Origin of the sequence: Kitasatospora sp. NPDC049285 (assembly GCF_040678815.1) — a bacterium.
Lineage (GTDB): Bacteria > Actinomycetota > Actinomycetes > Streptomycetales > Streptomycetaceae > Kitasatospora.
In genome coordinates, this window is the sequence record NZ_JBFAQR010000004.1 from 57241 (window position 1) to 79988 (window position 22748).

Below are 22748 nucleotides of genomic sequence, written 5' to 3' on the forward strand. Positions count from 1 at the left end.
ATGAGCGCGCACGGCAACAGTTTGTTCACGAAGGACGACGTCTTCCGTCTCCCGTGGGAACTCCAGATCCGCCGGCGGGACGACGTCCTGCTGCTGATGCTCCGGGACTCGCTGGTGGAGCTGTCGGAGTCGGCGGCCCTGGTCGTCCGGTCGGTCGACGGCCGGGCGACCCTGGAGCAGATCGCGGCCCGGCTGGCGGCCGAGTACGGCCTGGAGCCGGCCGAGGCGCTGGGTGACGTCGTCGAGCTGGTGGGCGCGCTGCTGCCGTACGAGATGCTGGTCCGGGCGTGAGGAGCCGCCGCGAGGAGGGCTCGCACCGCGGCCGGGCACAGGCCGAGTTCCTGCGCGAGCGCGCCGGGCACCGCGCCGCGGCCGAGTACGACAGCCGGTTCCGCAACTGGGACCTGCGGGCGGCGGTCCGGCGCAAGCCCAACCGTGCCGACGGGCTGGAGGACGCCGAGGCGTTCCTGCCCTTCCCCCCGGAACTCGCGCCGGCCGCGGACCACCCGCTGGTGCGCTCGCGCGGCCCGGAGGCCGTCCGCCGGGTCCTGCAGCACTCGCTCTACCAGTACCTGCACTTCACCACCGAGTTGGAGCTGCTGGCGGTCATCCCGGTGGTCGCCCAGATCAGCCGCAACCGTTCGGGGCTGGCGCTGCCGGCCGCGATGCGATCGGACGCGTTCAAGATCCTCACCGACGAGGCGTGGCACGCCCAGTTCTCCGAGAACATGCTCGAACGCCTGGAGCAAACCTCCGGGGTACCGCGCCGGCTGCCCGGAGTACCGGGGTTCGTGGCCGGGTTGGACGAGCTCCGCGAGCGGCTGCAGCCGGAACTGCGGGGGGTCGAGGCGCTGCTGTTCAGCATCGTCAGCGAGACCCTGATCTCCTCCGTCCTCGGCGGGCTCCCGCACGACGTCCGGCTGCCACCCGCGGTGCGGGAGCTGGTCCGGGACCACGCCGAGGACGAGGGCCGCCACCACTCGTACTTCCACCAGGTGCTGCGGGCGTTGTGGCCGGCGCTCACCCCGCGCGAGCGGCGCGCCGTCGGTCCGCTGCTGCCGGGTGCGGTGCTGGCCTTCCTGGCGCCCGACCTCCGGGCGATCGGCCTCGCGCTGCGCGACGTCGGGCTGACCGGCGAGGAGATCGCGCAGGTACTGGTCGAGGCGGTGCCGCACGACCGGGTGGTGGCGGACGCGGCCGAGGCCGCGCGCTCCGCGATCCGCTACTTCGCCGAGGCCGGCGCGCTGGACGACCCCGCCACCCGCGAGGCGTTCGAGGCGTCGGGGCTGCTCGGCCCGGCCGCCGGGCCCACCGCGACCCTCGTGTAGACCAGCGCGGAGGCGTCGACGACCGCGCCCCGGTCCGTCACCAGTTCGGTCGGGCAGGCCCGGCCGAGGAAGGCCAGCAGGCTGGCGGTGAGACCGTAGGCCCCGACCTGCGGGACGGTCACCAGGTCGCCCGCCTCGACGGCCAGCCGCTGCCCGCGCGCCCAGGAGTCCAGCGGCGTGCAGAGCGGCCCCACCACGTCGACCGGCACCGCGCCCTCGAGCGGGCGGGCGGCCGCGTCGCCGGCGACGGCAGCCTGCATCCGCGGGAGCCGGCCCAGTGCCGTCATCCCGCCCAGGTGGTTGATCCCGGAGTCCAGTACGGCGAACCGCCGTCCCTTCGACTCCTTGACGTCGACGACCCGGGCGACCAGGACGCCCGACCGCCCCACCAGCCGCCGCCCGGACTCGAACAGCAGCCGGGGCCGGGCGTCCCGGGCCGGGAAGCAGGCGTGCAGCGCCCGTTCCACGGCCGGCCCGACGGCCGCGAGGCCGACCGCCGGCTCGGCCCGGGCGTAGCCGCTGGGGAAGCCGCCGCCCAGGTTGAGGATCCGCGGCCGGATGCCGAGCGCGGCGCAGATCCGCGCGGCCGACGCCAGCGAGTCGGTGAACTGCCGGGCCAGTCCGTCCGGGTCGGGGACGTTGCTGCCCAGGTAGAAGTGCAGCCCGACGATCTCGCAGCCCGGCGCCGACCGGTACCGCTCCGGACGGGACGTCAGCAGGTGTTCGTCGATGCCGAACTGGCTGGCCACGCCGGTCATGGCGAGGCCGGGGGCCTGCGGCGCCCGGTCGGGGTTGACCCGCAGGACCGCTTCGACGGCCGCACCGCACCGCGCGGCGGCCCGGGCCAGGGTGGCGTACTGGTCGGCCGAGTCCACCGAGAACAGACGGGCCCCGGCCTCGACCGCGGCGACGGTCTCGGCCTCCGACCGGCCCGGCCCGGTGTAGGAGACCAGGCCGGGGTCGATGCCCGCCGCGAGGGCCGTGACCAGTTCGGAGTGCGAGGACACCTCCGCGCCGCAGCCCAGCCGGCCCAGCTCCGCGACCAGGGCCGGGTGCGGGTTCGCTTTGAGCGAGTACAGCAGCCCGGCCCCGTCCGGCAGGCTCGCCGCCAGCTCGGCGTGGGCCGCGCGCACCTCCTCCAACTCGTAGACGTAGAGCGGGCTGCCGTACTCGGCGACCAGCGACTCCCACCGGTCGGCGGGTAGGGGACTGCTCACCGGGTGCCCTCCAGGCTCTCCTGCAACGCGCGCTTGTCGATCTTGCCGTTCGCGGTCAGCGGCAGTGCGGGCACCACCACGACCCGCGCCGGCAGCTTGTACGCGTCGAGCCGCTCGCGCAGGTGCGCCGCGATCTCGCCGGGTTCCAGCGCCCCGGTGGCGAACAGCACCGGGCCGGCCTGCTCGGTCACCGTGAGCGCGGCCGCGGGCACCCCGGGGAGGTCGGTCGCCGCTGCCTCCACTTCCAGCGAACTCACCCGGAATCCCCGGCTCTTGTAGATGTCGTCGGCCCGTCCGTGGAAGTAGAGGTAGCCGTCCTCGTCGAGCGAGCAACGGTCGCCGGTGAACAGCGCCCGCTCGCCGTCGAAGCTGCGGAAGCGGCGTGCGGACAGCTCCGGCGCACGCCAGTACCCGGTCATCACGTTCGGGCCCTGCACCACCAGTTCGCCGACCGTGCCGGGCGGTACGGGCCGCCCGTCCTCGTCCACCACCGTGCACCGGGTGCCGTCCAGCGGACGGCCGACCGATCCGGGGCGCCGGTCGATCTCCTCCGGCAGCAGGATCGAGACGCGCTTGCACTCGGTCAGTCCGAACATCGGGTGCAGCCGCACGCCGGGGAAGAGCCGGCGGACCGCGTCGACGTGATCCGCCGTCAGGTGCGCCCCGGTGTTGGTCACCACGCGCAGCGGGGGCAGCCGGTCGGGGGTGCGCTCCGCGAGCCGGACCAGCGCCGCGGCGAGTGAGGGGACGGCCGGAAGCACCGTCACCCGCCGCTCGCGCAGCAGCCGCAGCAGGGCGGGTCCGACCTCGGACATCGCGCCCAACGCGAGCGCGGCCCCGGCCGAGCAGGCCAGCAGCACCTGGTACAGCCCGTAGTCGAACGCGAGCGGCAGGAAGCAGCCGATCACGTCGGAGCGCCGCAGCTCCAGCCGGTCCTGGATCGCCCCGGCGGCGAACAGCATCTGACGGTGCGTCGACACCACTGCCTTGGGCATGGCGGTACTGCCGGAGGTGTAGATCAGCGCGGCGGTGCGGTCGCCCTGGGCCGGGACCCGGGGCGGCGCGCCCGCGCCGTCGGCCGGCCCGGCGGTGGCCTCGTCCGGGTGCAGCACCGGCACCGCGTTCCCGGTCTCGGCCAGTACCTGGCGGCACTCGTCGCCGGCCACGACGAGCGCGGGCTCGCAGTCCGCGAGGATGTGCCGCAGGTGGTACGAGCGGACCGTCGGGGAGAGCACCACGAAGGCGGCTCCGAGCCGTGCCGCCGCGAACAGGACGGCCACGGTCGCCGCGCGGTTGTGTCCCAGCACGACCACTCGGTCGCCGGGCGCCACCCCGCGGGCGGCCAGCGCCCCGGCCGCGCGCAGCGCCGCGGCCCGCAGTTCGGCGTAGCTGTGGGAGCCGTCCGGTCCGGTCACCGCGAGGGCGTCCGGATGCTGCTCGGCGGCGGCGTCGAGCAGGCCGTCCAGCGTCGTGGGGGCGCTCATGCCACGGCCCCCCAGTACACGGAGACCAGCCGCAGGTCGGTCCCGCCGGTGTTGCGCAGGCGGTGCTCCACCTCCGGTTCGAAGACCACCACGTCGCCCTCGGCGATGTCGAAGACCTCCGGTCCGCGCTCCAGCCGTCCGCGCCCGGCGGCGACCACCCAGATCTCGGTCTGCGGGTGCGAGTGCCGGGGCAGTTCCGCCCCGGCCGCGACCACCGCGGTGTTGAGCGTGCACGGCATGGCCCGGCCGACGGCGGGCGGCAGCAGCAGGTCGTGCAGGACCACCCCGGGGGCGAGCGGGCGGCCGAACTTCCGGACGGGTCCCGCGCCTTGGCGCGCCGTCCGTTCGGGGGCGCTCACCGGGCCGCCTCGGGTCCGGCGGGGCGCGCGGCCGCGGCGAGGGCGTACGACAGTGCCGCCGACAGCGCGCAGGCGTCCACGAAGTGGTCCGGCACGAGCAGTTCCGGGGGGAACTCGATCCGGTACGCCTCCTCCAGTGCGCCGACCGCGGCGACGATGCCGAGCGAGTCCAGCAGGCCGGAGGAGAGCAGCTCCGTGTCGGGTGCGAGGTCCGGTGCGCCGGGGACGGTCGCGCGCAGGACGGCGAGGACGGCGTCGAGCTGCTCGGGCGGGCGGGTCATCGGGCCGCCTCCTCGGGTGTCGCGGCCAGCTCCCGCAGGGCCATCCGGTCGGCCTTCCCGGTGCCCGTCCGGGGCAGGTCCGCCAGCAGGCGCAGCTCCCGGGGCACCATGTACGGTGCCAGGAACTCCCGGCACCACGCGGTCAGTTCGGGGGCGGTCAGGGTCGCGCCGCGGCGCGGCACGACGAAGGCCACCAGCTCGTTGGTGCGCTCCGGGTGGGGCCGGGCGGTCACCACCGCATCCGCGGTGTCGGGGTGGGCGCGCAGCCGGGCCTCCACCTCGCCGAGTTCGACCCGGAAGCCGCGGGTCTTGATCCGGCCGTCGCGCCGGCCGCGGAAGTGCAGCAGGCCCTCGGCGTCCCAGCAGCCGAAGTCGCCGGTGCGGTAGGTCTCCAGGGCCTGCCCGTCCGAGTGGACGGTCAGCCGGGAGGCGGCGGTGCGGTCGGGGTCGCCGAGGTAGCCCTCGCACATGGTCGCGGTGTGGACGGTGATCTCGCCCTCCACGCCCGGCTCGGTGATCGGCGCTCCCCGGTCGTCGACGACGAACACCCGGGACCGCCCGAACGGCAGGCCGATCGGGATCCGGTCGAGTCGCAGGTGCTCCGCCGTGACGTCGAGTGCGGTGACCGCGTTGGTCTCCACCGGTCCGTAGATGTTGACGATGCGCGCCCCGGGCAGCGCCCGGGACAGTTCGCGCAGCGGCCGGACCGGGAACTCCTCCCCCGAGTACATGACGGTGTGCAGGTCCGGCAGGCCGCCGTCGGTGAGCACGGTGCTGCGCAGCAGGCCGGTCCAGGCGGACGGCACCGCGTACATGACGGTGGCCCGGTGCGTGCGCAGGGCGGTGCCGACGGCCTGCGGGAACAGGATCGTCCGGTCGTCGAGGAGCAGGATCGCGGCGCCGGCGGAGAGCGTGCCGAACAGGTCGAAGACGTGCATGTCGAAGTGGAGCGGCGCGTAGCAGGCCACCACGTCCCGCTCGGTGACGCCGATCAGCTCCTGCGCCCAGCGCAGGAAGGTGACGGCGTTGTGATGGGTCGTCAGGACGCCCTTGGGCGTGCCGGTCGAGCCCGAGGTGTAGAGCACGTTGGCGAGGTGCGACGGCGTGGTCCGGCCGTGCCCGCCGGGGGCGGGCAGCGGCCGGGCGCCGCTGTCGCGCAGGATGAGCTCCCGGCGGGCGGGCGGTGCGGCCGGGTCGATCGGGATGTAGGGCACCCCGGCGAGCAGGCAGCCGAGCATCGCGATGACGGTCTCGGGCGTCTTGGTCGCGGTCAGTGCGACGGGCGCCGCGGAGCCGGAGGCGGCCACCGCGGCGGCGGTCTCCCGGGCCCGGTCGCGCAGTTCGCCGTAGCTGAGCGTCCCGGAGGCGTGGATGAGGGCGGTGGCCGCGGGGTCGCGGAGCGCCGCGGCCAGGAACAGGTCGGTCAGTCGCTGCACGGACGGCCCCCGGTGCGGTCGAGGTGGGCGAGCAGGGTCTCGGCGAAGTCGGTCTCCGCGGCGGCCAGGTGGCCGTCCAGCAGGTCGACGCTGGCGGTGGACGGGCGGGCGCCCTTGGCGACGCGCTGCGCGTTGACGAACGCGAACTGGGAGGCGCGCCGCCAGCCGAGGTCGATCTCCTCGTGGAAGCGGCGGGCGATGTCGTCGGGCACCAGGTCGGGCCGCCGGTCGGACAGCCGGCGCAGCCACACCGCGTGGCAGGAGCGGGCCCGGGTGACCTCCCAGCAGCCGAGGTCGTAGCGGGCCGTCGCCACCGGATCGCCGGCCTCGGCGCGGGCCCACGCGGTGTAGGCGGCCAGGTCGCCGCGGTCGCCGACGGTGGCCAGGATCCCTTCGGCGTTGGCGCGCAGCGCGGCTGCCGGGTCGGTGGGCTCGGCCTCCCGCCGGGCGGCCAGGGCGATGGTCTCGCCGCGCTGCTCGGGGCCGAGCGCCTCGACGAGCTTCTCGTACTCGGCGCGGGTGACGGTGGCCGGTCCGGGCACCACCCGGCCCCACGGGGTGGAGTTCTGGTACGCCTCGACGATGCGGCACTGCGTGTCGTCGAGGCCGACCAGGATGGTGGGGTGCGCCGAGCTGTCGTTGCCGAAGTAGGGCAGCCAGGGCATGTGGAAGGCGTCGCCGTAGACGATCACCGGGGTGCCGCCGGCCAGCGTGTCGGCCAGCTGGTCGTAGTACCCGGGCAGCGGGATCCGCCGGCGTTCGAAGACCAGGCCGCTCTCGCGGGCGATCGACTCGAGGACGGGGACCCGCAGGGTCACCGGGACCTCGTCGACGCTCCGCAGTTCGAAGGCCCACTGGAGGCCGACGGCGGCGGACGGGTCGGCTACCCCGTAGAACTGCTGGAGCGCCGCGAGATGGGCGTTGTCGCAGTTCAGCCAGGGCGCGTCGGTTACGGTTGCGGCCACCTCGAGGGTGGCGGTGGGTTCTGCTGTCACCTGGATCGACCTCGTACCTGCTCGTCTATTCGCTCTTCGTGGTCTGGCGCAGTCGCCGGAGCTCGCGGGTGAGCCCGGCGGCCGAACCGAATCGCCCGTAGCCGTCGGCGCGGGCGGTGTCGTGCACCCGGGTCCGGGCGAGTGGGAGGAGGTCGGTGCTCTGCGGGCCGCCGTGCACGATCCACTCGGCGAGATGCTCGCCGACGACCGGCGCGGTCTTGAACGCCCCGCCGGAGTCGCCGACCGCGCAGTACAGGCCCGCCGCCTCCGCCAGTCGGTCCACCACCGGGCGGCCTCCCGGCCCCATGGCGATCAGTCCGGCCCAGCCCCCGCGCATCGGGGCGTCGGCGAGGGCGGGGAACCGTCCGGCCAGCCGGGCCCGGCAGAGCTCCACGTAGGACTGGTCGACCCCCTCGTCGCCCTCGTCCGGACCGGCCACCGGCAGTCCCAGTTCCAGTCCCGCCAGCACCGATGTCTCGGCGTCCGGCCGGACCCAGGCCCCGGTGACCTGGTCCAGCACGACGGGCCGCCGGGCGCGGCCGGCCTGCCGGGTGCGGAAGCCGACCACCTGGACCCTGCGGGTGGACAGGCCCAGGTCGATCCCCAGGCCGGCCAGCAGCCCCGCCGACCACGCGCCGGCGGCCAGCACCACGGTCGGCGCGGCGACCGTGCCCTGCTCGGTCTCGACCCCGAGCACCCGCCCGCCGCGGTGCCGGATCCGCAGGGCCCGGCACGCCTCGATCCGCGCGCCGGCCCGCACCGCCGCGTCCCGGTAGGCCCAGACGGTGCGCAGCGGGTCCGCGTAGCCGCTCTCCGGTTCCAGCACCGCCGCGCCGACGTCGGAGAAGTCTCCGTCGGCGAGCATCGCGGCGAGGTCCGCGAGCGGGAGTTCCGCCACCGGTAGGCCCGCCGCCTGCTGCTCGGCGAGGTTGCGCCGCATCTGCTCGGCGTGGCGCGCGGGCAGCAGCTGGACGATCCCGGTCCGGACGAACCCGACGTCCGAGCCGGTCAGTTCGGCGAACGCGTGGAGGCTCGTCAGGCCCTTGTACGCCAACACGGACTGTTCGAGCGAGGGGTGATGGAGTGTCAGCATCGCTCCGGACTTGGCCGTCGCGGCGCGCGGGGACGGCACGTCCAGCAGCAGCACCCGCCCCGCTCCGCGCACCGCGAGGTGGTAGGCGGCGCTGGCGCCGTTGACTCCCCCGCCGATGACGACCGCGTCCGCCGTGCCGGTCATGCGGCGGCGTTCGCGTCGTGGCCGGCGAGCAGCGGCGCCACCGCGTCCAGGGCCTGCCGGGCGACCTGGTCCGGGGGCCGGGCCGCGTCGATCACGTGGAAGGACGGGAACTCCGGCAGCGCGTGGAAGGCGGTCCGGAATTCCCGCAGGAACTCCACCGCGTTGCGGTCCCGGCCGCGGCGCAGCACCCGCTCGGCGGCGACCGCCGGATCGAGGTCGAGGTAGACCACCGCGTCCGGGGCCGGGAAGGCCGCGAACAGCCGGCGCAGCAGCGGTTCGTTGCCGGTGTCGAAGGCCCGGGCGAGCGCGAACTGCGCGTGCAGGTAGCGGTCGACGACCACGACGTGGTCCGGGCGGGCGAGGGCCGGCTCCAGGTCCAGCAGTTCGCGCCACTTGCTGACGCCGGACAGCAGTTGCGCGAAGTCCCGGCCGAAGAGGGCGAACCGGTCGTCGAGGCCCTCCTCGCGGGCGAGCCGGTTGAGCGCCTCGCGGACCGGGCGCAGGGTGCGGTTCGGGAACCAGGTGACCGAACGGCCCCGGGCGCGCAGTTCCTCGACCAGGCTGAGCGCCGCGGTGGTCTTGCCGGCGCCGTCGGTGCCCTCGACGGCGATCAGCAGGGCGTGCTTGGTGATGCTCCCCGGGCCGCGCTCGGCGCTGGGGGTGCTTGCCGGACCGGTCATGGTCAGTGGGCCGCGAGCCAGTAGCGGGACATGTGCCGGGTGGGGTCGCGGAACTCGCCGCGGCGGTGCACCATCCGCACGTTGTCCCAGAGCAGGATGCTGTCCTCCGGGACCAGGATCGGGAGCATGTGCGCGGCGAACCAGGCCAGCGAGAGCTCGTTGAGGCGGCCGCCGAACTCGCCCAGCGGTCGCCGCTCCGCGTCCTCGCCCAGCAGGCGCGCGTCCGAGTTCCCGGCGAGCAGGCTCTGCCGCCAGCGGATGATCTGCAGGCCGCCCTCGGTGACGATGATGGGCGTGGTCACGCCCTCCCGGGTGTTGCGGTCGATCCACGGGACGGGGAGTTCGTGCAGCCGCTGCCGGTCGGCGTCGTCCAGGGACGCGACGAAGGGCAGCATGTCGACCAGCTCGGTGTGGCCGGCCCCGCACTTCGCCTGCACCCGGCAGTGCAGCGCCATCCGGATCGGCGGCGGGCTCCAGCTCGGCGCGTCGATGTGCCACGGGATCCCGTTCACGCTCTTGGAGAACGCCCGCTTCTCGAACTCGTCGGAGGCCTTGACGTCGTAGCGGATCTGGCCGTTGTACTGCGGGATCAGCAGGCCGAACTCCTTGAGCGCGACCTCCGCCTCGGCATCGGAGGTGATGCCGTCGATCAGCGTGTACCCCTGGTCGACGAGTTCCTGCTCGTGCACGCGGACATCGAATGTCATCGCTGAAGTCACTCCCCTTGTCTGTCGGTAGTCGTCCGGCCGCGGGTGGCGGTCACCAGCCGCGGCGCGGCCCTCGCATCGCCCGGCGGACCAGGTCCGCGGGCTGGGCGGCGAACTCCTGTGCGCACCACGCGAGCACCTGCTCCACCCAGGCGCCGCCGTGCGCGGGATCCAGGTCCCGCATCGTCTCGACGGCCCAGTACTCGGCGAAGCCGAGGCGCGGCGGAGCGGCCTCGACGAAGCGCCGGGCCCGCAGCTCCGGTGCGTACGTTCCGTAACACCCCTGCTCTTCCAGCATGTTGTCGACCAGGTGCCCGAAGGCCTTGCGGGCCGAGAGCACCGCGCTGTGCACGTCGCCGGAGCGCAACTGGCCGGCCGCGTCCTCCAGCGCGCCCTCGGCGTCGCCCAACGAGCGGGTGCGCACGAAACTCTGGAAGGCGCTGCGCTCCGCCTCCCGGCGCAGCTCGCCGAGCAGCTCCCCGCCGAGCTCCGCCGACCCGGTCAGCAGGTCCTCCACCACGAGTTCCTCGGCCTCGCCGAGCAGCGGCGCGACGGTGGCCCCCCTCAACCGCTCCCAGCTCACCCGCCCGATCACGGACCGGAGTTGGGCGCCGGTCCACCAGCTCACCCGGGCCTCCCGGTCGTCGATCACGACCCGGTGGCCCGCCGCCGACGCGGGCTCCGGCTCCGGCACGCCGGCGGGACCCTCGTGGGGCGACGCCGTGACGATCCGGATCCGCCCGACGGCCACCGGGTCGGCCCAGCCGCGGGCTTCCGCGCCGCCGTACAGCACGGCCACGGCGTCGGTCGGCAGCAGGTCCTGGGCCTCCAGGCGCTGGAGGAGAGCGGATGGTTGAGTCACGTCTTTCACTCCTGGCAGACGGAAGCCCGTATCGGCGACGAGCGGAAGGTGCGGGACCGGAGCGCGGGACCGGAGCGCGAAAAGAGCGCGGTCGAATGCGAAGCCGATGCGGCGAGAACGCGTGACGGCAGCATGCCGTCGGTGCACGGATACCAGACCGTACCACCGGCGGCCGTGGCGGTCGAGACCATTTCTCCGGCCCCGCCCCGCCGCACAATCGCGAGCCCCGTCGTACGTGTTCGTATCTTGGACAGCATCTCGCCTCCGTCGCGAAAGCGCCGTTATAGTGCGACCTCCGACGGGGGTCGGAGCGCCGATTTCGGCGGCCGCACGGGGGACGGGGCGACCAGATTTGCTCAGCGATTCGATTCAGCCTTTCGAGCAGGTGCTGCGATGTCGGGAGGAACGTGCCGACTACCGGCGAATCGGGCATTCGGTATTCATCCGCGCGCTCTTCGACATGCATTTCGTGCGGTTCTTCGAGACCGCGATGCTCGAGCGGGCCGCCCGCGGCGAGGTGACCGGGCCCGTGCACACGGCGATCGGCCAGGAGGTGGTGGCCGCCGCCGTGCTGCGCCACCTGCGGCCCGATGACCTCGTGGTCGGCAACCACCGCTCCCACCATCACCTGCTGGTCCAGAGCCTGACCCGACTCCTGCCGGCCGACTGGGATCCGCTGGCCGACGCCTTCCCCGACCCGGTGGCCAAGCACCTCGCCGCCTCGTTCGCCGAAGTCACGGCGCAGACCAGCGGGGTCAACCACGGAGCGGGCGGCTCGATGCACCTGCGCGACGCCGAGGTGGGCTTCGCCGGGAGCAGCGCCATCGTCGGCGGCGGGATCCCGCTGGCCGCCGGTCTCGCCCTGGCCCACCGCCGGCGCGCGAGCGGGGGCGTCGCGGTCTGCTTCATCGGCGACGGCGCGGTCAACCAGGGCGTCTTCCACGAGAGCGCGAACCTGGCGCGGCTGCTCGCGCTCCCGCTGCTGATCGTGGTGGAGAACAACGGCTACGCCGAGTCCACCCGGCCCGACGAGGCCTCGTCCGTCCTGCCGCTGGCCGGCCAGGGCGCCGCGCACGGCCTGCGCGCCGTCCAGGTCGCCGGCGACGAGCCGGCCGCACTCACCGAGGCCGCCGGGCAGCTCCTGGAAACCGTACGGGCCGGCCGGCCCGCCCTGCTGGAGGTGGAGACCTACCGGCACCTCGACCACGTCGGCCCCCGGCGCGGCAGCGCCGCGGGCTACCGGGACGAGGCGGAGGAGCAGCGCTGGCTGGAGCGCGACCCGCTCGTCTCGCTGCCCCGCACCCTGCGGCGCGAGGGACTGCTCCCGGACGGCGCCGACCTGCTGGTCGCGGCCGCCGCGGAGCGGGCGGTCGGCGCCGTGTGGGAGCGCGTGGCCGCGGCGGCGCCCCCCGGCGTCGAGCGGCTCGACCCGTACCGCCTGCTGCGCGGCGCCCCGCCCGCGGCGACCGCGGCGGCCGCGGCACCCGCCCCTTCCGGCCCGACCGTCCCGCTCACCTTCCAGGAGGCGATCGCCGAAGGACTCGGGCGGGCGCTGCACCGCGACCCGGACGTGCTCTTCCTGGGCGAGGAGGTCGGGAAGCCGGGCGGGCTGCTGGCGCAGTGCGGCCGGCTCGACCGCACGCTGGTCGGGACCCGGATCATCGACACCCCGATCTCGGAGGCCGGCTTCGTCGGGCTGGCCGGCGGCGCGGCCCTGGCGGGGCTGCGCCCGGTCGTCGAGCTGATGTACGGCAGTTTCGCGCTGGTCGCGGCCGACCAGCTGTTCAACCACATCGGGGTGGTCCGCGCCCTGTACGGCAACACCGCCAAGGCACCCGTGGTGGTCCGCACCAAGGTTCCCACCGGCCTGGGCTACGGGCCCCAGCACGGGCTCAACCCGGTCGGCCTGTTCGGGGCCTTCCCCGGCTGGCGGGTCCACGCCCCGGCGGACGCCCGCGAGTACCTGGGCGTCCTGAACTCCGCGTTGGAGTGCGACGACCCGGTGCTGATCGTGGAGTTCTCGCCGCTCTACGGCGAGCGCGCCGCGCTCACCGAGGCGGACTTCACGGCCCGGCTGCCGCTGGAGGGCGCCCGGACCGTCCGCGCCGGCAGTGACGTGACCCTCGTCGGGTACGGCCTGGCCCTGCACTGGGCGCTGGAGGCCGCCGAGGTGCTCGCCGCCGAGGGCGTCGACGCCGAGGTCGTCGACCTGCGGGCGCTGGACTTCGCCGCGATCGACTGGAGCACCTTGGAGGCGTCGCTGCGCCGGACCGGCCGCGGCCTGTTCGTCGACCCCGCCGCGCGGGGTCAGGCGATCGGCCCGCGGCTGGTCGCGGAGCTCGGTGCCCGCTCGCCCGGGCCGGTCCTGGCCACGCTCGCCTGCGCGGACGTGCAGCCGGTCGCCCGGGAGCTGGAACGGCAGGCGGTCCTCACCGCCGCCGACGTAGTACGGGCCGCTCGGCGGCTGATCGACAACCACACGGGAGAGGCACACCAGTGACCGAAGCGACGACGGCGGCAGCGCAGACCCGGCCCTCGGCGGACTTCCTCGACGTGCTCCGGCGTTACCTGCCGGGGCTGGCGCCGCAGCAGGAGCCCGCGCCGGACACCGAGCTGGCCGCGTACGGCCTGGACTCGATGGGCTCGATCTCCCTGATGCTCGAACTCGAGGAGACCCTCGACGTGACCTTCCCCGAGGAGCAGCTGAGCGCCGACACCTTCCGCACCGCCGGCACCCTGTGGGCGTCGGTCTGCCTGCTGCGGCCGGCCGGATGACCGGCACCGGCCCCGCTGCGCCGGGCACCTCGGCCGAGGACGCGCTCGCGCTGGCCCGGCGCCTCGGCGAGGAGTTCGCCGCGGACGCCGCGAAGACCGACGAGTCCGCCGAGTTCCCGTCGGCGCAGGTCGGCCGCCTGCGCGAGACCGGACTGCTCGGTCTGCTGGTCCCGGCGGAGTTCGGCGGCATGGGACTGGGGCTGCCGGAGCTGGTCGGCGTCGGCCGGTTGCTCGGCCACGGCTGCACGTCGACCGCGATGATCTGGGCGATGCACTGCCAGCAGGTGGCGACCGTGGTCCGGCACGGGAGCGCGGCGCTCCGCCAGGAGGTGCTGCCGCAGGTCGCGGCGGGTTCCTTCCTGCTGGCGTCCATCACCACCGAAGCGGGCAAGGGCGGCCACCTGTTCTCCGCCGAGGCGGCCCTCGGCACCGACCGGGACGGCCTGCTGCTGGAACGGGACGCGCCGGTGGTGACCGCCGGCATGGAGGCGGACGGGTACCTCGTCACGATGCGGACGGGTGCCGACCGCCAGGCGAACGACGTGTCCCTGGCGTTCGTGCCGCGTTCCGGCGCCGAACTGGACTTCCGTTCCGGCTGGGACACGCTGGGCATGCGCGGCACCGCCAGCGTCGGCCTGCACCTGCGGACCCGGCTGACCGCGGACCAGCTGGTCGGCGGGCCCGGCGGGTTCCCCGAGCTGGCCGTGGCCACGCTGGTGCCGGTCGGGCACCTCGCCTGGTGCTCGGTCTGGCTGGGGGTGGCCCAGGGGGCGCTGGCGCACGTCGTCGGCCTGCTGCGCGACCCGAAGGTGCGCGCGGGCCGGCAGCGGTCGGACCTGGCCGCGCACGACCTGGCCCGGGTGCGGCTGCGGCTGGACACGGCCGCGGCGCTGCTCCAGGCGTGCCTGAGCGAGTACCAGGAGCTGGACGCCCGTACCCAGGACGGCCCCGGACGGTACTCCGACGTCGCGTTCCAGCTGCACATCAACGGGCTGAAGGTGCACGTCTCGGAGTCGGCGTTCGCCGCGGTGGACGAGCTGGTCACCATCGCCGGCCTGCGGTACGGCTACACCCGCTCGCCGGCCACCCCGCTGGAGCGCGCCTTCCGCGACCTGCGGGCCGCCGCGCTGATGTACTCCAACGACCGGCTGCTCGTCGCCAACGGGCAGCTCGCCCTGCTCGACCGGCAGGTCCGGTTGGCCGGTCTGGCCGCGGACCCGGCGACGCCGCCGGCCGGCGCGCCGTTCCGCCACGCCGCCGGGCCGGGGCGATGACGGCGGCCGACCTGACCGCGGTGGGCCCGCTGGAGGGGGAGCTGGTCCGCCTGCTCCCCCTCACCGCCGAGCACGCCCCGGCACTGCTGGAGGCCGCCCGGGAGCACCGCGAGCGCTACCGGTTCACCGACGTCCCGGGGAGCCCGGAGGCGATGCGCGCCTACGTCGAGCGGGCCCTGGCCCAGCGGAGCGCGCAGGCGGCGGTGCCGTTCGCCGTCACCGCCCGGCACGACGGGCAGGTGCTCGGCACCACCCGGTTCTGCTACTTCGAGTACTGGCGCCGCCCGGCCGACCGGCCCCACCGACCGGCGGGCCGGCCCGACGCCGCCGAGATCGGCTACACCTGGCTCGCCCACCGGGCCCAGGGCACGGGTGTCAACCGGGAGTCGAAGCGACTCCTGCTGGAGGTCGCCTTCGAGCGGTGGGCGCTGAGCCGGATCACGTTCCGCACGGACGCCCGCAACGCGTACTCCCGCCGGGCCCTCGAGTCGCTCGGCGCCCACCTGGACGGCGTGCTCCGCAGCGCCCAGGCCGGCTACGACGGCACGGTGCGGGACAACGCCGTCTACTCGATCCTCGACCGGGAGTGGCCGACCGTGCGTGCGCGCCTCGCGGCACCGGGCCCGTCCCGGTGAGCGCGCCGGCCGGATTCGGCGCGGCGACCGCCGGGCTGCACGTGGTCGAGGCCGCCGCCGGGCTGCCCCGACACGTCCGCAAGGTGCTCTCGCCCGCCGCCGGGAACGTGCTCGGGATCGGCCCCGGCATCGGCCTCGACCAGGGCGACTGCCACTACTGGGCCCGCGAGCGGGACTTCTACCGGGCCGTGGCCGCGGGCGGCGACCCGCTGGGCGCGGCCGGGACGGCGCTCCGGCCGCCGCGGGTCCTCGACCTGCGGGACCGGCCCGACGGCAGTGCCGTGCTGGCGCTCGAGTACGTCCCCGATGCCGGCGGCGACGGACCGGACCACTACCGTCGGCTGGCACTCCACCTCGGCGCCTTCAACGGCGCCGCGCTGCGGCGGCCCGCCGCGGACCCGCAGGCCTGGCTGAGCCGCGGCTGGCTGCGCTGGTGGTTCGGCGCGACCGTGCCCGCGACGGTGGCGGGCCTGCGCCGGCTCCCGGCGGACGCCCGCGCCGAACTGGCCCGGGTGGTCGACCCCGACCGCGCCGTCGCGCGGGCGACCGCCGTCTGGCGGGCCCGCGCGGCGCTCCTGGACGCGCTCGACCGGGCTCCCCTGACCCTCAGCCACCTGGACGCCCACCGGCGGAACCTGCTCACCGCGCCGTCCGGCCAGGTCGTGGCCATCGACTGGTCCTACGTCGGGTTCGAGGCGCTGGGGGCGGACGCCGCGCAGCTCTTCGCGTCGAGCGCGGCCCGGACGCTGATCCCGGGCGGCGCGCTCGACGAGTACCGCGCCGCCGTCCTCGACGGCTACCTGGCGGGGCTGCGCGGCGCCGGGGTGCCGCCGGACCTGTGCGACCGGGTGCCGCACTGCTTCGACCTGGCCGTCTGCGCGCGGTGGGGGGCCACCCAGCTCTTCTGGGCCCGCCACCTCACCGATCCCGCGGCCCGGCGGGCCCTGGAGCTGCGCTGGTGGGCCCGCCCCTACCGGGACGCCGCGCCCGACCTCGCCCACCTGGACCGTTTCCTGGCCCGCCTGGACCTGACCGCCCTGACCGGCGGACTCCCGTGAGCGCCGTCTTCGTCCTGGTGCACGGAGCGTGGACCGGCTCCTACGTCTGGCGCCCGGTCCGGACCCTGCTGCGCCGGGCCGGCCACGAGGTGTTCACCCCCACCCTGACCGGCCTGGGCGAGCGGGTCCACCTCGCTCATCCCGGCCTCGACCTGGACACCCACGTCCTGGACGTCGTCAACCTGCTGCGCTACGAGGACCTCCGGGAGGTCGTCCTGGTCGGCCACAGCTACGGCGGGGCGGTCGCCACGGTGGCGGCGGACCGGGTGCCGGAGCGGATCGCGCAGCTCGTCCTGCTCGATGCGCTGCTCGTCCGCGACGGCCGCTCCGTCCAGGACCTGCGCCGCCGGGCGATCCCGGAGTCCGAGGACTGGGTCGCGCCGCCGCACCTGCCGCACGTCCCCGCACAGCGGCTCGCCCGGATGCTGCCCGCCGCCCGGCTCTCGCTGCAGCCGGCCCGGACCTTCCGGCAGCCGGTCTCCCTCGCCGAACCGCCGGAGGAGCGGCCGTTCGGCCGTTGGTACGTCCGCGCCGCCCGCCGCGGCGCCTCCGCGTCCTACGACACCGCGGCCGAGCGGGCGCGGACCCACCAGGGCTGGCACTACCGCGAGGTGGACGCCGGTCACGACCTGATGCTCTCCGCGGCCGAGGAGACCGCCCGGCTGCTGGCCGAGACCGCCCGCGGCTGACCCGGCCGGCCGGGTCGGCCGGGCCCGGCCGGCGGCTCCGGTCCTGCACCGAACGGGCTCAGCCCCGCGCCGCGGCGGCGACCAGGCCGGCCGGGAGCGCGAAGTCGACGGTCGGGACGAAGCTGTCGCCGATCGCCCGGATCAGCGTGCCGCCCCCGGTCTCCTCGCGCACCATCTCCTCCGACAGCGCCGACGCCTCGCCCCGGCCCGCGGACGCCGCCGCGGCGCCCGGCTCGACCAGCGCGGCCGCCAGTTCCACGGGGACGAGCCGCACGCAGGTCCAGTTGTTCAGCCCGGCCCAGTCGACCGGCTGCGCCTCGGCGTCCGGGACGACCTGCAGCGGGTGGTCCTTGCCGTACGCCTCGCGGGCCGACGCCGCGACGGCGTCGGCCCGCTCGGGCGGGAGGCCGAGGACCCGCAGGGCGGTCTCGCGCGCATGGGCGACCGTGATCTCGCAGCGCTCGGCCGGGTCGGCCCGGTCCACCGGCGGGACGGGCTCGGCGGCGACGTCCGGCAGCAGCGCCGCGAGCGCCTGCGCCTGGTCCGCGGTCAGTTCGCACCAGGCCGTCACCCGCCCCAGGCAGGTGGCGAGGAACGGCAGCAGGCCGGCCGCGTCCAGCGTCTCGTGCAGGTACCGGGCGTCGGGGGCGCGGTCCAGGCTGAGCAGCAGGTCGTTGACCGCCTTGGCGGTGATGAAGCGGTCGCCCGCGGCGTTGGCGACCACCGCCGCGATGTCGTCCTCGAAGGCCACCGGCCCGCCCGGGGTGCCCCCTCCCCCGGCCGTGCGGCCGAGCGGCATCAGCCCGCAGTGCCGGACCGAGTACGGGCCCGCGTGGATGTCGATGGAGAGCCGGTTGCGCTCTGCGGTGGTCAGCCGGATCTGCCCGTAGAGCTCGCCGGTGCGCAGGTCCCGCTTGAACCACGGGAGCTCGATGTCCAGGTAGATGTAGCCGTCCGCGCGCAGGCGGCGGGCCAGCCGCCAGGCGTCGTCCACGGTGCCGACCAGGACGTCGAGGTCGCCGACGTCGCGGACCGTGCCCGCCGGGTAGAGCGGGCGGAAGGAGAAGCCCTTCATGGTCCACCAGGTGATGCCCTCCTCCTCGGCGAACCGGGTGACCGCCGCGCCGACCGCGGCGGAGCTGGCCCAGCGGTCGGCCATCACGGCGGCGCGGGCGGTGATCCGGTCGGCCAGCTCGACCAGCAGCTCCCGGTGCTCCCCGCCCTGGTCCGCCAGCCGCAGCGCGGTGGCCCTGGCCATCGTGCTGATCTTGTGCCGGAACAGCAGGTCGGCGGCCGCGGCCGGGCCGACCTCGGCGAGCGCGGCGAGCATCTCCGTCCGCTGTCGGGCGGGCTGCAGCAGGCCGAACGCGAGCAGGGCCTCGTACGGGTCGGCGCTCGTGGTGCTCATGGTCTCCTCTTTCTCGGATGGGTTCAGGACCGGGCGAGCCCGGCGAGGGAGCGGTCCAGCGCCGGCAGGCAGCGCCGGGCGTCGGCGTCGGACGCCCCGGTGAAGGACAGCCGCAGGGCCGGGCGGTCCCAGCCGAACGCCTCGCCCGGGCCGGTCAGCAGCCCCTCGGCGGCGAGGGCGGCGTGCGCCCGCTCCTCGCTGGTCCCGGCGGCGAGCAGCAGGGACAGGGACGGCCCGCTCCCGTGGCGGAGCTCCACACCGGCGGGCGGGCGCACCCGCTCGGCGACCCGGCGGCAGCGCTCGGCCGGCTCGAGCAGGCAGGTGCGCACCGGCTCGGCCAGCCCGGTCGCGGTGATCAGGTCGGCCCACGCGTACTGCCAGGCGGTCGGCGGGCCGCCGCCGCCGGGCCGGTCGAGCCCCCGTCCGCCGGGGGTGACCTGCCAGCCGACGGCGCAGCCGCCGCCCGCGACCTTGTGCAGGCTGCCGACCAGATGCGCCCGGACCGGCCGCGGGGCGTCGGGCGCGCACCAGTGGTAGGCCTGGTTCACCACGACGCGATGACGGTCCGCGAGCTCGTCGAGGCGGGCGGCCTCGGCTGCGGTCAGCGTCCGCCCGTCGGGGTTGCGCGCCGGGCTGGTGATCCACACGACGCTGCCGTCCGGGTACCTCCCGTCGTCGGCGAGGATCTCCTCCCAGGTCAGCGCGAGCACCGGGACGTGCCGGGCGGCGAGCCGCGGCACGCTCAGGAACGTGGGCCGCTCCACCACCAGCGCCGCGGCGCCCGCCACCAGCGGGGCGACCTGCCCGCGAATTCCCGAGGTGACGGCCAGGTCGGCCACCGGAAGGTCGAGGTGATCGGCCAGCGCCTCTCGTAGTTCGGGTACGCCGGTCCGCGGCGCGGTGTCCCGTGCGCGCGGCGCGTCGATCGCCCGGGAAAGGCACTCACGCCATTCCTCCCGCATTCCATGGCCCCATTCATGAATGGGACCGGTGAGGTCAATCGGTGCAATTCTCGCGGCCACTGGAAAATACCCGCCCCTACTTGACCGAAAGCCGATCCGGTGATGAGATGCGAATGCCCTGACGGACGCCGGAATGAATATGTGGAGGAATCGCAGCGGTGATCGAAGCGGACGCCTGTATGGCGCACCTGAAAGACCTCGACCTGCTTCCGGACGGCCTGGTGGCCGTGCTCGGCGTCGGGTCGACGGCCCGCGGCTGGGGAAACGAGTCGAGCGACCTCAATTTCTACGTGATCTCGGCCGAGCCGTGGACGCGGGCGGGCGTGCCCGCCAAGTCCGCACCGCTGGTGCCCTCCGCGGTGCCGGTCACCACGGCCCGGGTGGACGGGACGCGCTGGAAGCTGAAGCACTGGTCCGAGGGCCAGGTGGCGCAGATGCTGGCGAAGGTGACCTGGGAGCGGTTCACCGCACGGACGGGCGACGCCTCCCCGCTCACGGAGATCGAGGAGCTGTTCCTCGAGCGCCTGGAGAGCGCGGTCCCGGTGGTCGGCGGGGACTGGCTGGCGGCCCGCCGCGACCAGGCCGCGGCGAGCGCCTTCCGCGCCTTCAGCTCGCTCGGCTCGACCCGGGCCGCGGAGCGCAGCTCCCGCGACGCCCTCGACCGGCTCCGGGCCGACGACCCGCACGGCGCGGTCCTGACGGCCCGTCAGGCTTTCGGGCACGCGGTGGACGCCTACCTCGACAGCCGCGGCAACCACGGCACCTTCACCCCCAAGTGGCGCGCCCGCCGGGTGGCCGAGACGCCCCCCGCGTGCCTGCCCTTCGACCGGTACTGGGCGCTGGAGACCGCCGCCCGCCTCGACCCCGACCGCCCGGCGGCCTGGGTGCACGAGGTGGTGGACGCCTGCGCCGCGCTGCTCGCCGAGACCGGCACGCCGAGCGCCCCGGCCCGCTGATCCGTCCCGACTCGCTGCTCCGCCGCGGCCGGCCGACCGGCCGGCCGCGGTCAGAGCACGACCTCGAAGGAGATCTCCCGGCACAGCGCCAGCACGCTCTGCAGCCAGGGCAGCGGATCCTCGGGGTCGAGGTCCTGCATGGTCTCCAGCCGCCAGTAGGCGTCGAAGGGGAGGATCTTGGAGTCGACGATCCGGACCCGGCGGGACCGCCACTTGCCGTCCCGCGCCACTTCGCCGTGGAAGGCCATCAGCGCGTCGACGGCGAACTGGAAGGCCAGGTGCGCCGAGAGGACCGCCGCCTCGAAGTCCCCGGACTCGATCAGCCCGGCGACGTCCTCGGTGTAGGTGTCGACCACGTCCAGCTGGGCGGAGGCCGCCAGCGACCTGATCGCCGACTCCCCGATCTGCCGACGGCGCTCCTCGATCCACTCCTCGCCGGCGAGCACGATGGCGTGGTTCATCCGCTCCAGGATGTTGAGTTCCTTCTGGATCGGCGAGGTGACCAGCTCCGCGCTCTTGGGGTCGTGCTCGAAGACCGCCCAGGACACCTTGTCCAGCAGCTGGTCGATCTGCGCGTCCTGCCAGTACTCCACGGTCCAGCGCATCTTGTCCACGTGCGCCACCGCGAAGGGCACGGTGTCCGGTGTCAGCGCGACCGGGACCCGGGTCGTGACCTCGCCGGTCCACGGCTCGTCGCAGATGATGTAGACGTCCAGGTCGCTCGCGGCGTGGCCCCAGCCGCGGGCGATCGAGCCCGCGATGTAGGCCGCCCGGAAGCGCTCCGGCAGCAGGCCGCGTCGGCGCAACTCCGGCAGACACTCGGCGAAGTCGGGTAGTTTCAAGGTCAGTTCCTCCTGTGCAGGCCCTGCGGACAGGGTGGTGCCGGAGGCAAAGCTAGGCAGCACGCCCACGTCGGGGCCACCTATTCGGCACCGACCGAATCACCCGGGATTGCGGTCGGCCGGCCGCGACCCGCCGCATGACGGACGCTCAGCCGCCCGCCGGGCCGCGTCGGCCGGCCGACAGCCGCTCCACGAGGCGCGTCCTCGCCGCCGGCCAGTCGGCCCGGTCCATGGTGTAGACGAGAACGTCCCGCCGGGTCCCGTCGGCGCGCAGCAGGCCACCCGGGGTACACCCCTCCAGCCGGGCGCCGATCCGGCCGATCGCCTGCTGCGAACGGACGTTGCCCACATCGATGCGCCACACCACGGTGCCGAAGCCGAGCGCGTCGAAGGCATGGCCCAGGACCAGCAGCTTGGTCTCGGTGTTCGCCGCGGTCCGCCACCAGCTCCGCCCGAACCACGTCCCGCCGAGCTCGATCCGCCCGTCCGGCGATCCCCAGCTGTGCAGGCCCGTCATCCCGATCGCCCCACCCGACACCGCCTCCACCACCGCGAAGGCCACCCGCCGCCCCTCCGCCACGTCCCTGACCCGCCCACCCACGAACGCCCGCATCTCGGCCTCCGTCCCCGGAGCCGCCGTGCTCAGCCACCTCCACACCTCACGGTCACCCCCACCGGCCCGGAACAGCTTCGGGACGTGACGAAGGGCCAGCGGCTCGAGCCGCACATGACGACCCGCCAGAACCACGGGCACCGGAGTGGAGGACACCTCCCGACGCTACCGGCTCGTACCCCGTGGACGACACCCGAGGCCGACGCGTGGACTGCGGTCGGACGATCCTCGTGGCTCAGTCGAACCGGATGTGCCTGGCCCCGGTCCAGGCGCGGCGAAGTCGCCCGCGCAGCGCGCCGTCGGTGTTCGGGGCGATCGTCAACCCGGAGGAGGCGGCGATGTGGTCGGCGACCTGCGGGATCGTCAGGCGGTCGGTCCACAGGTGCTCGGCGAAGTCCGGCTCGCGCAGGCGCTCCAGGCACAGGTCGAGCTTCGAGAGGGCGAAGCTCTCCCGGCGCAGCGGGGCGTCCTTCCCGGCGACGAACCGCAGGGCGTGCCCGAAGCCGCGCTCGCGCAGCCGTCGCAGCACCGTCTCACGCTCGGCCAGCAACGCGAAGTGCCGCACATCGTGGCCGCGCTCCCGCAGCCGCCCGACGGTCTCGCGGAAGTACTCCGGCTCCACGACCGTCATCGGCACGATCACCACACCGTCGTGCCCGGTGAGAACCCGGTCCAACACCTCGTAGACCCCCTGCCGCCAGGCGGGCAGGTCCTGGAAGTCCCCCTGCAACGCCGGGGGCGTCATCCGGTGCAGACCGAACCCGACGTGCTCCGGGTCGCAGACGACGCTGCCGGCCAGCCGCCGCCGGATCTCGTGCGCGGTCTGCGTCTTCCCGCCGCCGAAGGGCCCGTTGATCCACAGGAGCATGCCCCGAGCCTACTGCGCCGCGGTCTCTCCACATGACGGGCCGTCGGTCCGCCGCGTCACGTGCCGGCTCCGGCAGCCGCGC

24 protein-coding genes are annotated in these 22748 nt (G+C 74.9%); 9 read left to right on the forward strand and 15 right to left on the reverse strand.

What is annotated here, in order from left to right; genetic code table 11:
- Together AB0K51_RS04400 and AB0K51_RS04405 are read left to right on the forward strand one after the other, a co-directional pair.
- Positions 1-291 (forward strand): PqqD family protein, encoded by a 291-nt coding sequence (locus AB0K51_RS04400; RefSeq protein ID WP_363450384.1) that lies wholly within the window; start codon positions 1-3, stop codon positions 289-291.
- The gene (locus AB0K51_RS04405) at positions 288-1328 is read left to right on the forward strand and encodes a diiron oxygenase (RefSeq protein WP_363450386.1); all 1041 of its coding nucleotides are present in this window, start codon (positions 288-290) and stop codon (positions 1326-1328) included. Before AB0K51_RS04400 ends, AB0K51_RS04405 begins: the two co-directional genes overlap by 4 nt.
- Here AB0K51_RS04405 and AB0K51_RS04410 read toward each other — a convergent pair.
- The 10 genes from AB0K51_RS04410 to AB0K51_RS04455 are packed head-to-tail and all read right to left on the reverse strand — an operon-like array spanning position 1223 to position 10586.
- Positions 1223-2545 carry a type III PLP-dependent enzyme gene (locus AB0K51_RS04410; protein ID WP_363450388.1) on the reverse strand — a complete coding sequence of 441 codons (1323 nt, stop codon included), beginning with the start codon at positions 2543-2545 and terminating at the stop codon, positions 1223-1225. The genes AB0K51_RS04405 and AB0K51_RS04410 overlap by 106 nt on opposite strands.
- The gene (locus tag AB0K51_RS04415; protein WP_363450390.1) at positions 2542-4029 is read right to left on the reverse strand and encodes an AMP-binding protein; all 1488 of its coding nucleotides are present in this window, start codon (positions 4027-4029) and stop codon (positions 2542-2544) included. Before AB0K51_RS04415 ends, AB0K51_RS04410 begins: the two co-directional genes overlap by 4 nt.
- Positions 4026-4388: a cupin domain-containing protein gene (locus AB0K51_RS04420; protein WP_363450392.1), complete on the reverse strand. Its 363-nt coding sequence runs from the start codon at positions 4386-4388 to the stop codon at positions 4026-4028. Before AB0K51_RS04420 ends, AB0K51_RS04415 begins: the two co-directional genes overlap by 4 nt.
- A complete protein-coding gene (locus AB0K51_RS04425) occupies positions 4385-4669 on the reverse strand; it encodes a phosphopantetheine-binding protein (RefSeq protein ID WP_363450394.1) in 285 nt (94 codons plus the stop codon). The genes AB0K51_RS04420 and AB0K51_RS04425 overlap by 4 nt, the downstream gene beginning before the upstream one ends.
- Entirely contained in the window at positions 4666-6105 is a 1440-nt protein-coding gene (locus tag AB0K51_RS04430; protein WP_363450396.1) for an amino acid adenylation domain-containing protein, read from the reverse strand. The genes AB0K51_RS04425 and AB0K51_RS04430 overlap by 4 nt, the downstream gene beginning before the upstream one ends.
- Positions 6093-7070, reverse strand: a complete 978-nt coding sequence (locus AB0K51_RS04435) for a hypothetical protein (protein ID WP_363450398.1) — start codon at positions 7068-7070, stop codon at positions 6093-6095. Before AB0K51_RS04435 ends, AB0K51_RS04430 begins: the two co-directional genes overlap by 13 nt.
- A gap of 55 nt (positions 7071-7125) precedes the next feature.
- Positions 7126-8337 carry an FAD-binding oxidoreductase gene (locus AB0K51_RS04440; RefSeq protein WP_363450400.1) on the reverse strand — a complete coding sequence of 404 codons (1212 nt, stop codon included), beginning with the start codon at positions 8335-8337 and terminating at the stop codon, positions 7126-7128.
- Positions 8334-9017, reverse strand: a complete 684-nt coding sequence (locus tag AB0K51_RS04445; RefSeq protein ID WP_363450402.1) for an AAA family ATPase — start codon at positions 9015-9017, stop codon at positions 8334-8336. The genes AB0K51_RS04440 and AB0K51_RS04445 overlap by 4 nt, the downstream gene beginning before the upstream one ends.
- A 2-nt stretch (positions 9018-9019) precedes the next feature.
- Positions 9020-9724, reverse strand: coding sequence for a TauD/TfdA family dioxygenase (locus AB0K51_RS04450; protein ID WP_363450404.1), 705 nt, complete (start codon positions 9722-9724; stop codon positions 9020-9022).
- A 52-nt stretch (positions 9725-9776) separates the two neighbouring features.
- Positions 9777-10586: a hypothetical protein gene (locus AB0K51_RS04455; RefSeq protein ID WP_363450406.1), complete on the reverse strand. Its 810-nt coding sequence runs from the start codon at positions 10584-10586 to the stop codon at positions 9777-9779.
- A 460-nt stretch (positions 10587-11046) separates the two neighbouring features.
- On the opposite strand from AB0K51_RS04455, the gene AB0K51_RS04460 reads away from it, so the two are divergent.
- From AB0K51_RS04460 to AB0K51_RS04485, 6 genes are read left to right on the forward strand one after another with little or no spacing between them, the layout of a single operon-like run.
- On the forward strand, positions 11047-13086 hold the full coding sequence (locus AB0K51_RS04460; protein WP_363450408.1) for a thiamine pyrophosphate-dependent enzyme: 2040 nt from the start codon (positions 11047-11049) through the stop codon (positions 13084-13086).
- Positions 13083-13361: a phosphopantetheine-binding protein gene (locus tag AB0K51_RS04465; RefSeq protein WP_363450410.1), complete on the forward strand. Its 279-nt coding sequence runs from the start codon at positions 13083-13085 to the stop codon at positions 13359-13361. The genes AB0K51_RS04460 and AB0K51_RS04465 overlap by 4 nt, the downstream gene beginning before the upstream one ends.
- On the forward strand, positions 13358-14635 hold the full coding sequence (locus AB0K51_RS04470) for an acyl-CoA dehydrogenase family protein (protein WP_363450412.1): 1278 nt from the start codon (positions 13358-13360) through the stop codon (positions 14633-14635). Before AB0K51_RS04465 ends, AB0K51_RS04470 begins: the two co-directional genes overlap by 4 nt.
- Positions 14632-15270, forward strand: a complete 639-nt coding sequence (locus tag AB0K51_RS04475) for a GNAT family N-acetyltransferase (RefSeq protein ID WP_363450414.1) — start codon at positions 14632-14634, stop codon at positions 15268-15270. The genes AB0K51_RS04470 and AB0K51_RS04475 overlap by 4 nt, the downstream gene beginning before the upstream one ends.
- On the forward strand, positions 15267-16328 hold the full coding sequence (locus AB0K51_RS04480) for a hypothetical protein (RefSeq protein ID WP_363450415.1): 1062 nt from the start codon (positions 15267-15269) through the stop codon (positions 16326-16328). Before AB0K51_RS04475 ends, AB0K51_RS04480 begins: the two co-directional genes overlap by 4 nt.
- Positions 16325-17017, forward strand: coding sequence for an alpha/beta hydrolase family protein (locus AB0K51_RS04485; protein WP_363450417.1), 693 nt, complete (start codon positions 16325-16327; stop codon positions 17015-17017). The genes AB0K51_RS04480 and AB0K51_RS04485 overlap by 4 nt, the downstream gene beginning before the upstream one ends.
- A 58-nt stretch (positions 17018-17075) precedes the next feature.
- Here AB0K51_RS04485 and AB0K51_RS04490 read toward each other — a convergent pair whose 3' ends face one another.
- Both AB0K51_RS04490 and AB0K51_RS04495 read right to left on the reverse strand, forming a co-directional pair.
- On the reverse strand, positions 17076-18425 hold the full coding sequence (locus AB0K51_RS04490) for a nucleotidyltransferase family protein (protein ID WP_363450419.1): 1350 nt from the start codon (positions 18423-18425) through the stop codon (positions 17076-17078).
- Positions 18426-18448: 23 nt separating this feature from the next.
- On the reverse strand, positions 18449-19387 hold the full coding sequence (locus AB0K51_RS04495) for a hypothetical protein (protein WP_363450421.1): 939 nt from the start codon (positions 19385-19387) through the stop codon (positions 18449-18451).
- Between the two features lie 179 nt (positions 19388-19566).
- On the opposite strand from AB0K51_RS04495, the gene AB0K51_RS04500 reads away from it, so the two are divergent.
- Entirely contained in the window at positions 19567-20343 is a 777-nt protein-coding gene (locus tag AB0K51_RS04500; protein WP_363450423.1) for a hypothetical protein, read from the forward strand.
- A gap of 50 nt (positions 20344-20393) precedes the next feature.
- Here AB0K51_RS04500 and AB0K51_RS04505 read toward each other — a convergent pair whose 3' ends face one another.
- From AB0K51_RS04505 to AB0K51_RS04515, 3 genes are all read right to left on the reverse strand, one after another.
- On the reverse strand, positions 20394-21185 hold the full coding sequence (locus AB0K51_RS04505) for a hypothetical protein (RefSeq protein WP_363450425.1): 792 nt from the start codon (positions 21183-21185) through the stop codon (positions 20394-20396).
- A gap of 148 nt (positions 21186-21333) precedes the next feature.
- Positions 21334-21954, reverse strand: coding sequence for a GNAT family protein (locus tag AB0K51_RS04510; RefSeq protein WP_363450427.1), 621 nt, complete (start codon positions 21952-21954; stop codon positions 21334-21336).
- 79 nt (positions 21955-22033) lie between these two features.
- On the reverse strand, positions 22034-22666 hold the full coding sequence (locus AB0K51_RS04515) for an AAA family ATPase (protein WP_363450429.1): 633 nt from the start codon (positions 22664-22666) through the stop codon (positions 22034-22036).
- Positions 22667-22748 lie beyond the last annotated feature (82 nt).

Excerpts from the sequence above, each read along its gene's own strand:
- AB0K51_RS04400 (WP_363450384.1), top strand. The coding sequence starts at position 1 with ATGAGCGCGCACGGCAACAGTTTGTTCACGAAGGACGACGTCTTCCGT.
- AB0K51_RS04415 (WP_363450390.1), bottom strand. The coding sequence starts at position 4,029 with ATGAGCGCCCCCACGACGCTGGACGGCCTGCTCGACGCCGCCGCCGAG.
- AB0K51_RS04425 (WP_363450394.1), bottom strand. The coding sequence starts at position 4,669 with ATGACCCGCCCGCCCGAGCAGCTCGACGCCGTCCTCGCCGTCCTGCGC.
- AB0K51_RS04440 (WP_363450400.1), bottom strand. The coding sequence starts at position 8,337 with ATGACCGGCACGGCGGACGCGGTCGTCATCGGCGGGGGAGTCAACGGC.
- AB0K51_RS04445 (WP_363450402.1), bottom strand. The coding sequence starts at position 9,017 with ATGACCGGTCCGGCAAGCACCCCCAGCGCCGAGCGCGGCCCGGGGAGC.
- AB0K51_RS04450 (WP_363450404.1), bottom strand. The coding sequence starts at position 9,724 with ATGACATTCGATGTCCGCGTGCACGAGCAGGAACTCGTCGACCAGGGG.
- AB0K51_RS04460 (WP_363450408.1), top strand. The coding sequence starts at position 11,047 with ATGCATTTCGTGCGGTTCTTCGAGACCGCGATGCTCGAGCGGGCCGCC.
- AB0K51_RS04470 (WP_363450412.1), top strand. The coding sequence starts at position 13,358 with ATGACCGGCACCGGCCCCGCTGCGCCGGGCACCTCGGCCGAGGACGCG.
- AB0K51_RS04475 (WP_363450414.1), top strand. The coding sequence starts at position 14,632 with ATGACGGCGGCCGACCTGACCGCGGTGGGCCCGCTGGAGGGGGAGCTG.
- AB0K51_RS04490 (WP_363450419.1), bottom strand. The coding sequence starts at position 18,425 with ATGAGCACCACGAGCGCCGACCCGTACGAGGCCCTGCTCGCGTTCGGC.
- AB0K51_RS04495 (WP_363450421.1), bottom strand. The coding sequence starts at position 19,387 with ATGCGGGAGGAATGGCGTGAGTGCCTTTCCCGGGCGATCGACGCGCCG.
- AB0K51_RS04500 (WP_363450423.1), top strand. The coding sequence starts at position 19,567 with ATGGCGCACCTGAAAGACCTCGACCTGCTTCCGGACGGCCTGGTGGCC.
- AB0K51_RS04515 (WP_363450429.1), bottom strand. The coding sequence starts at position 22,666 with ATGCTCCTGTGGATCAACGGGCCCTTCGGCGGCGGGAAGACGCAGACC.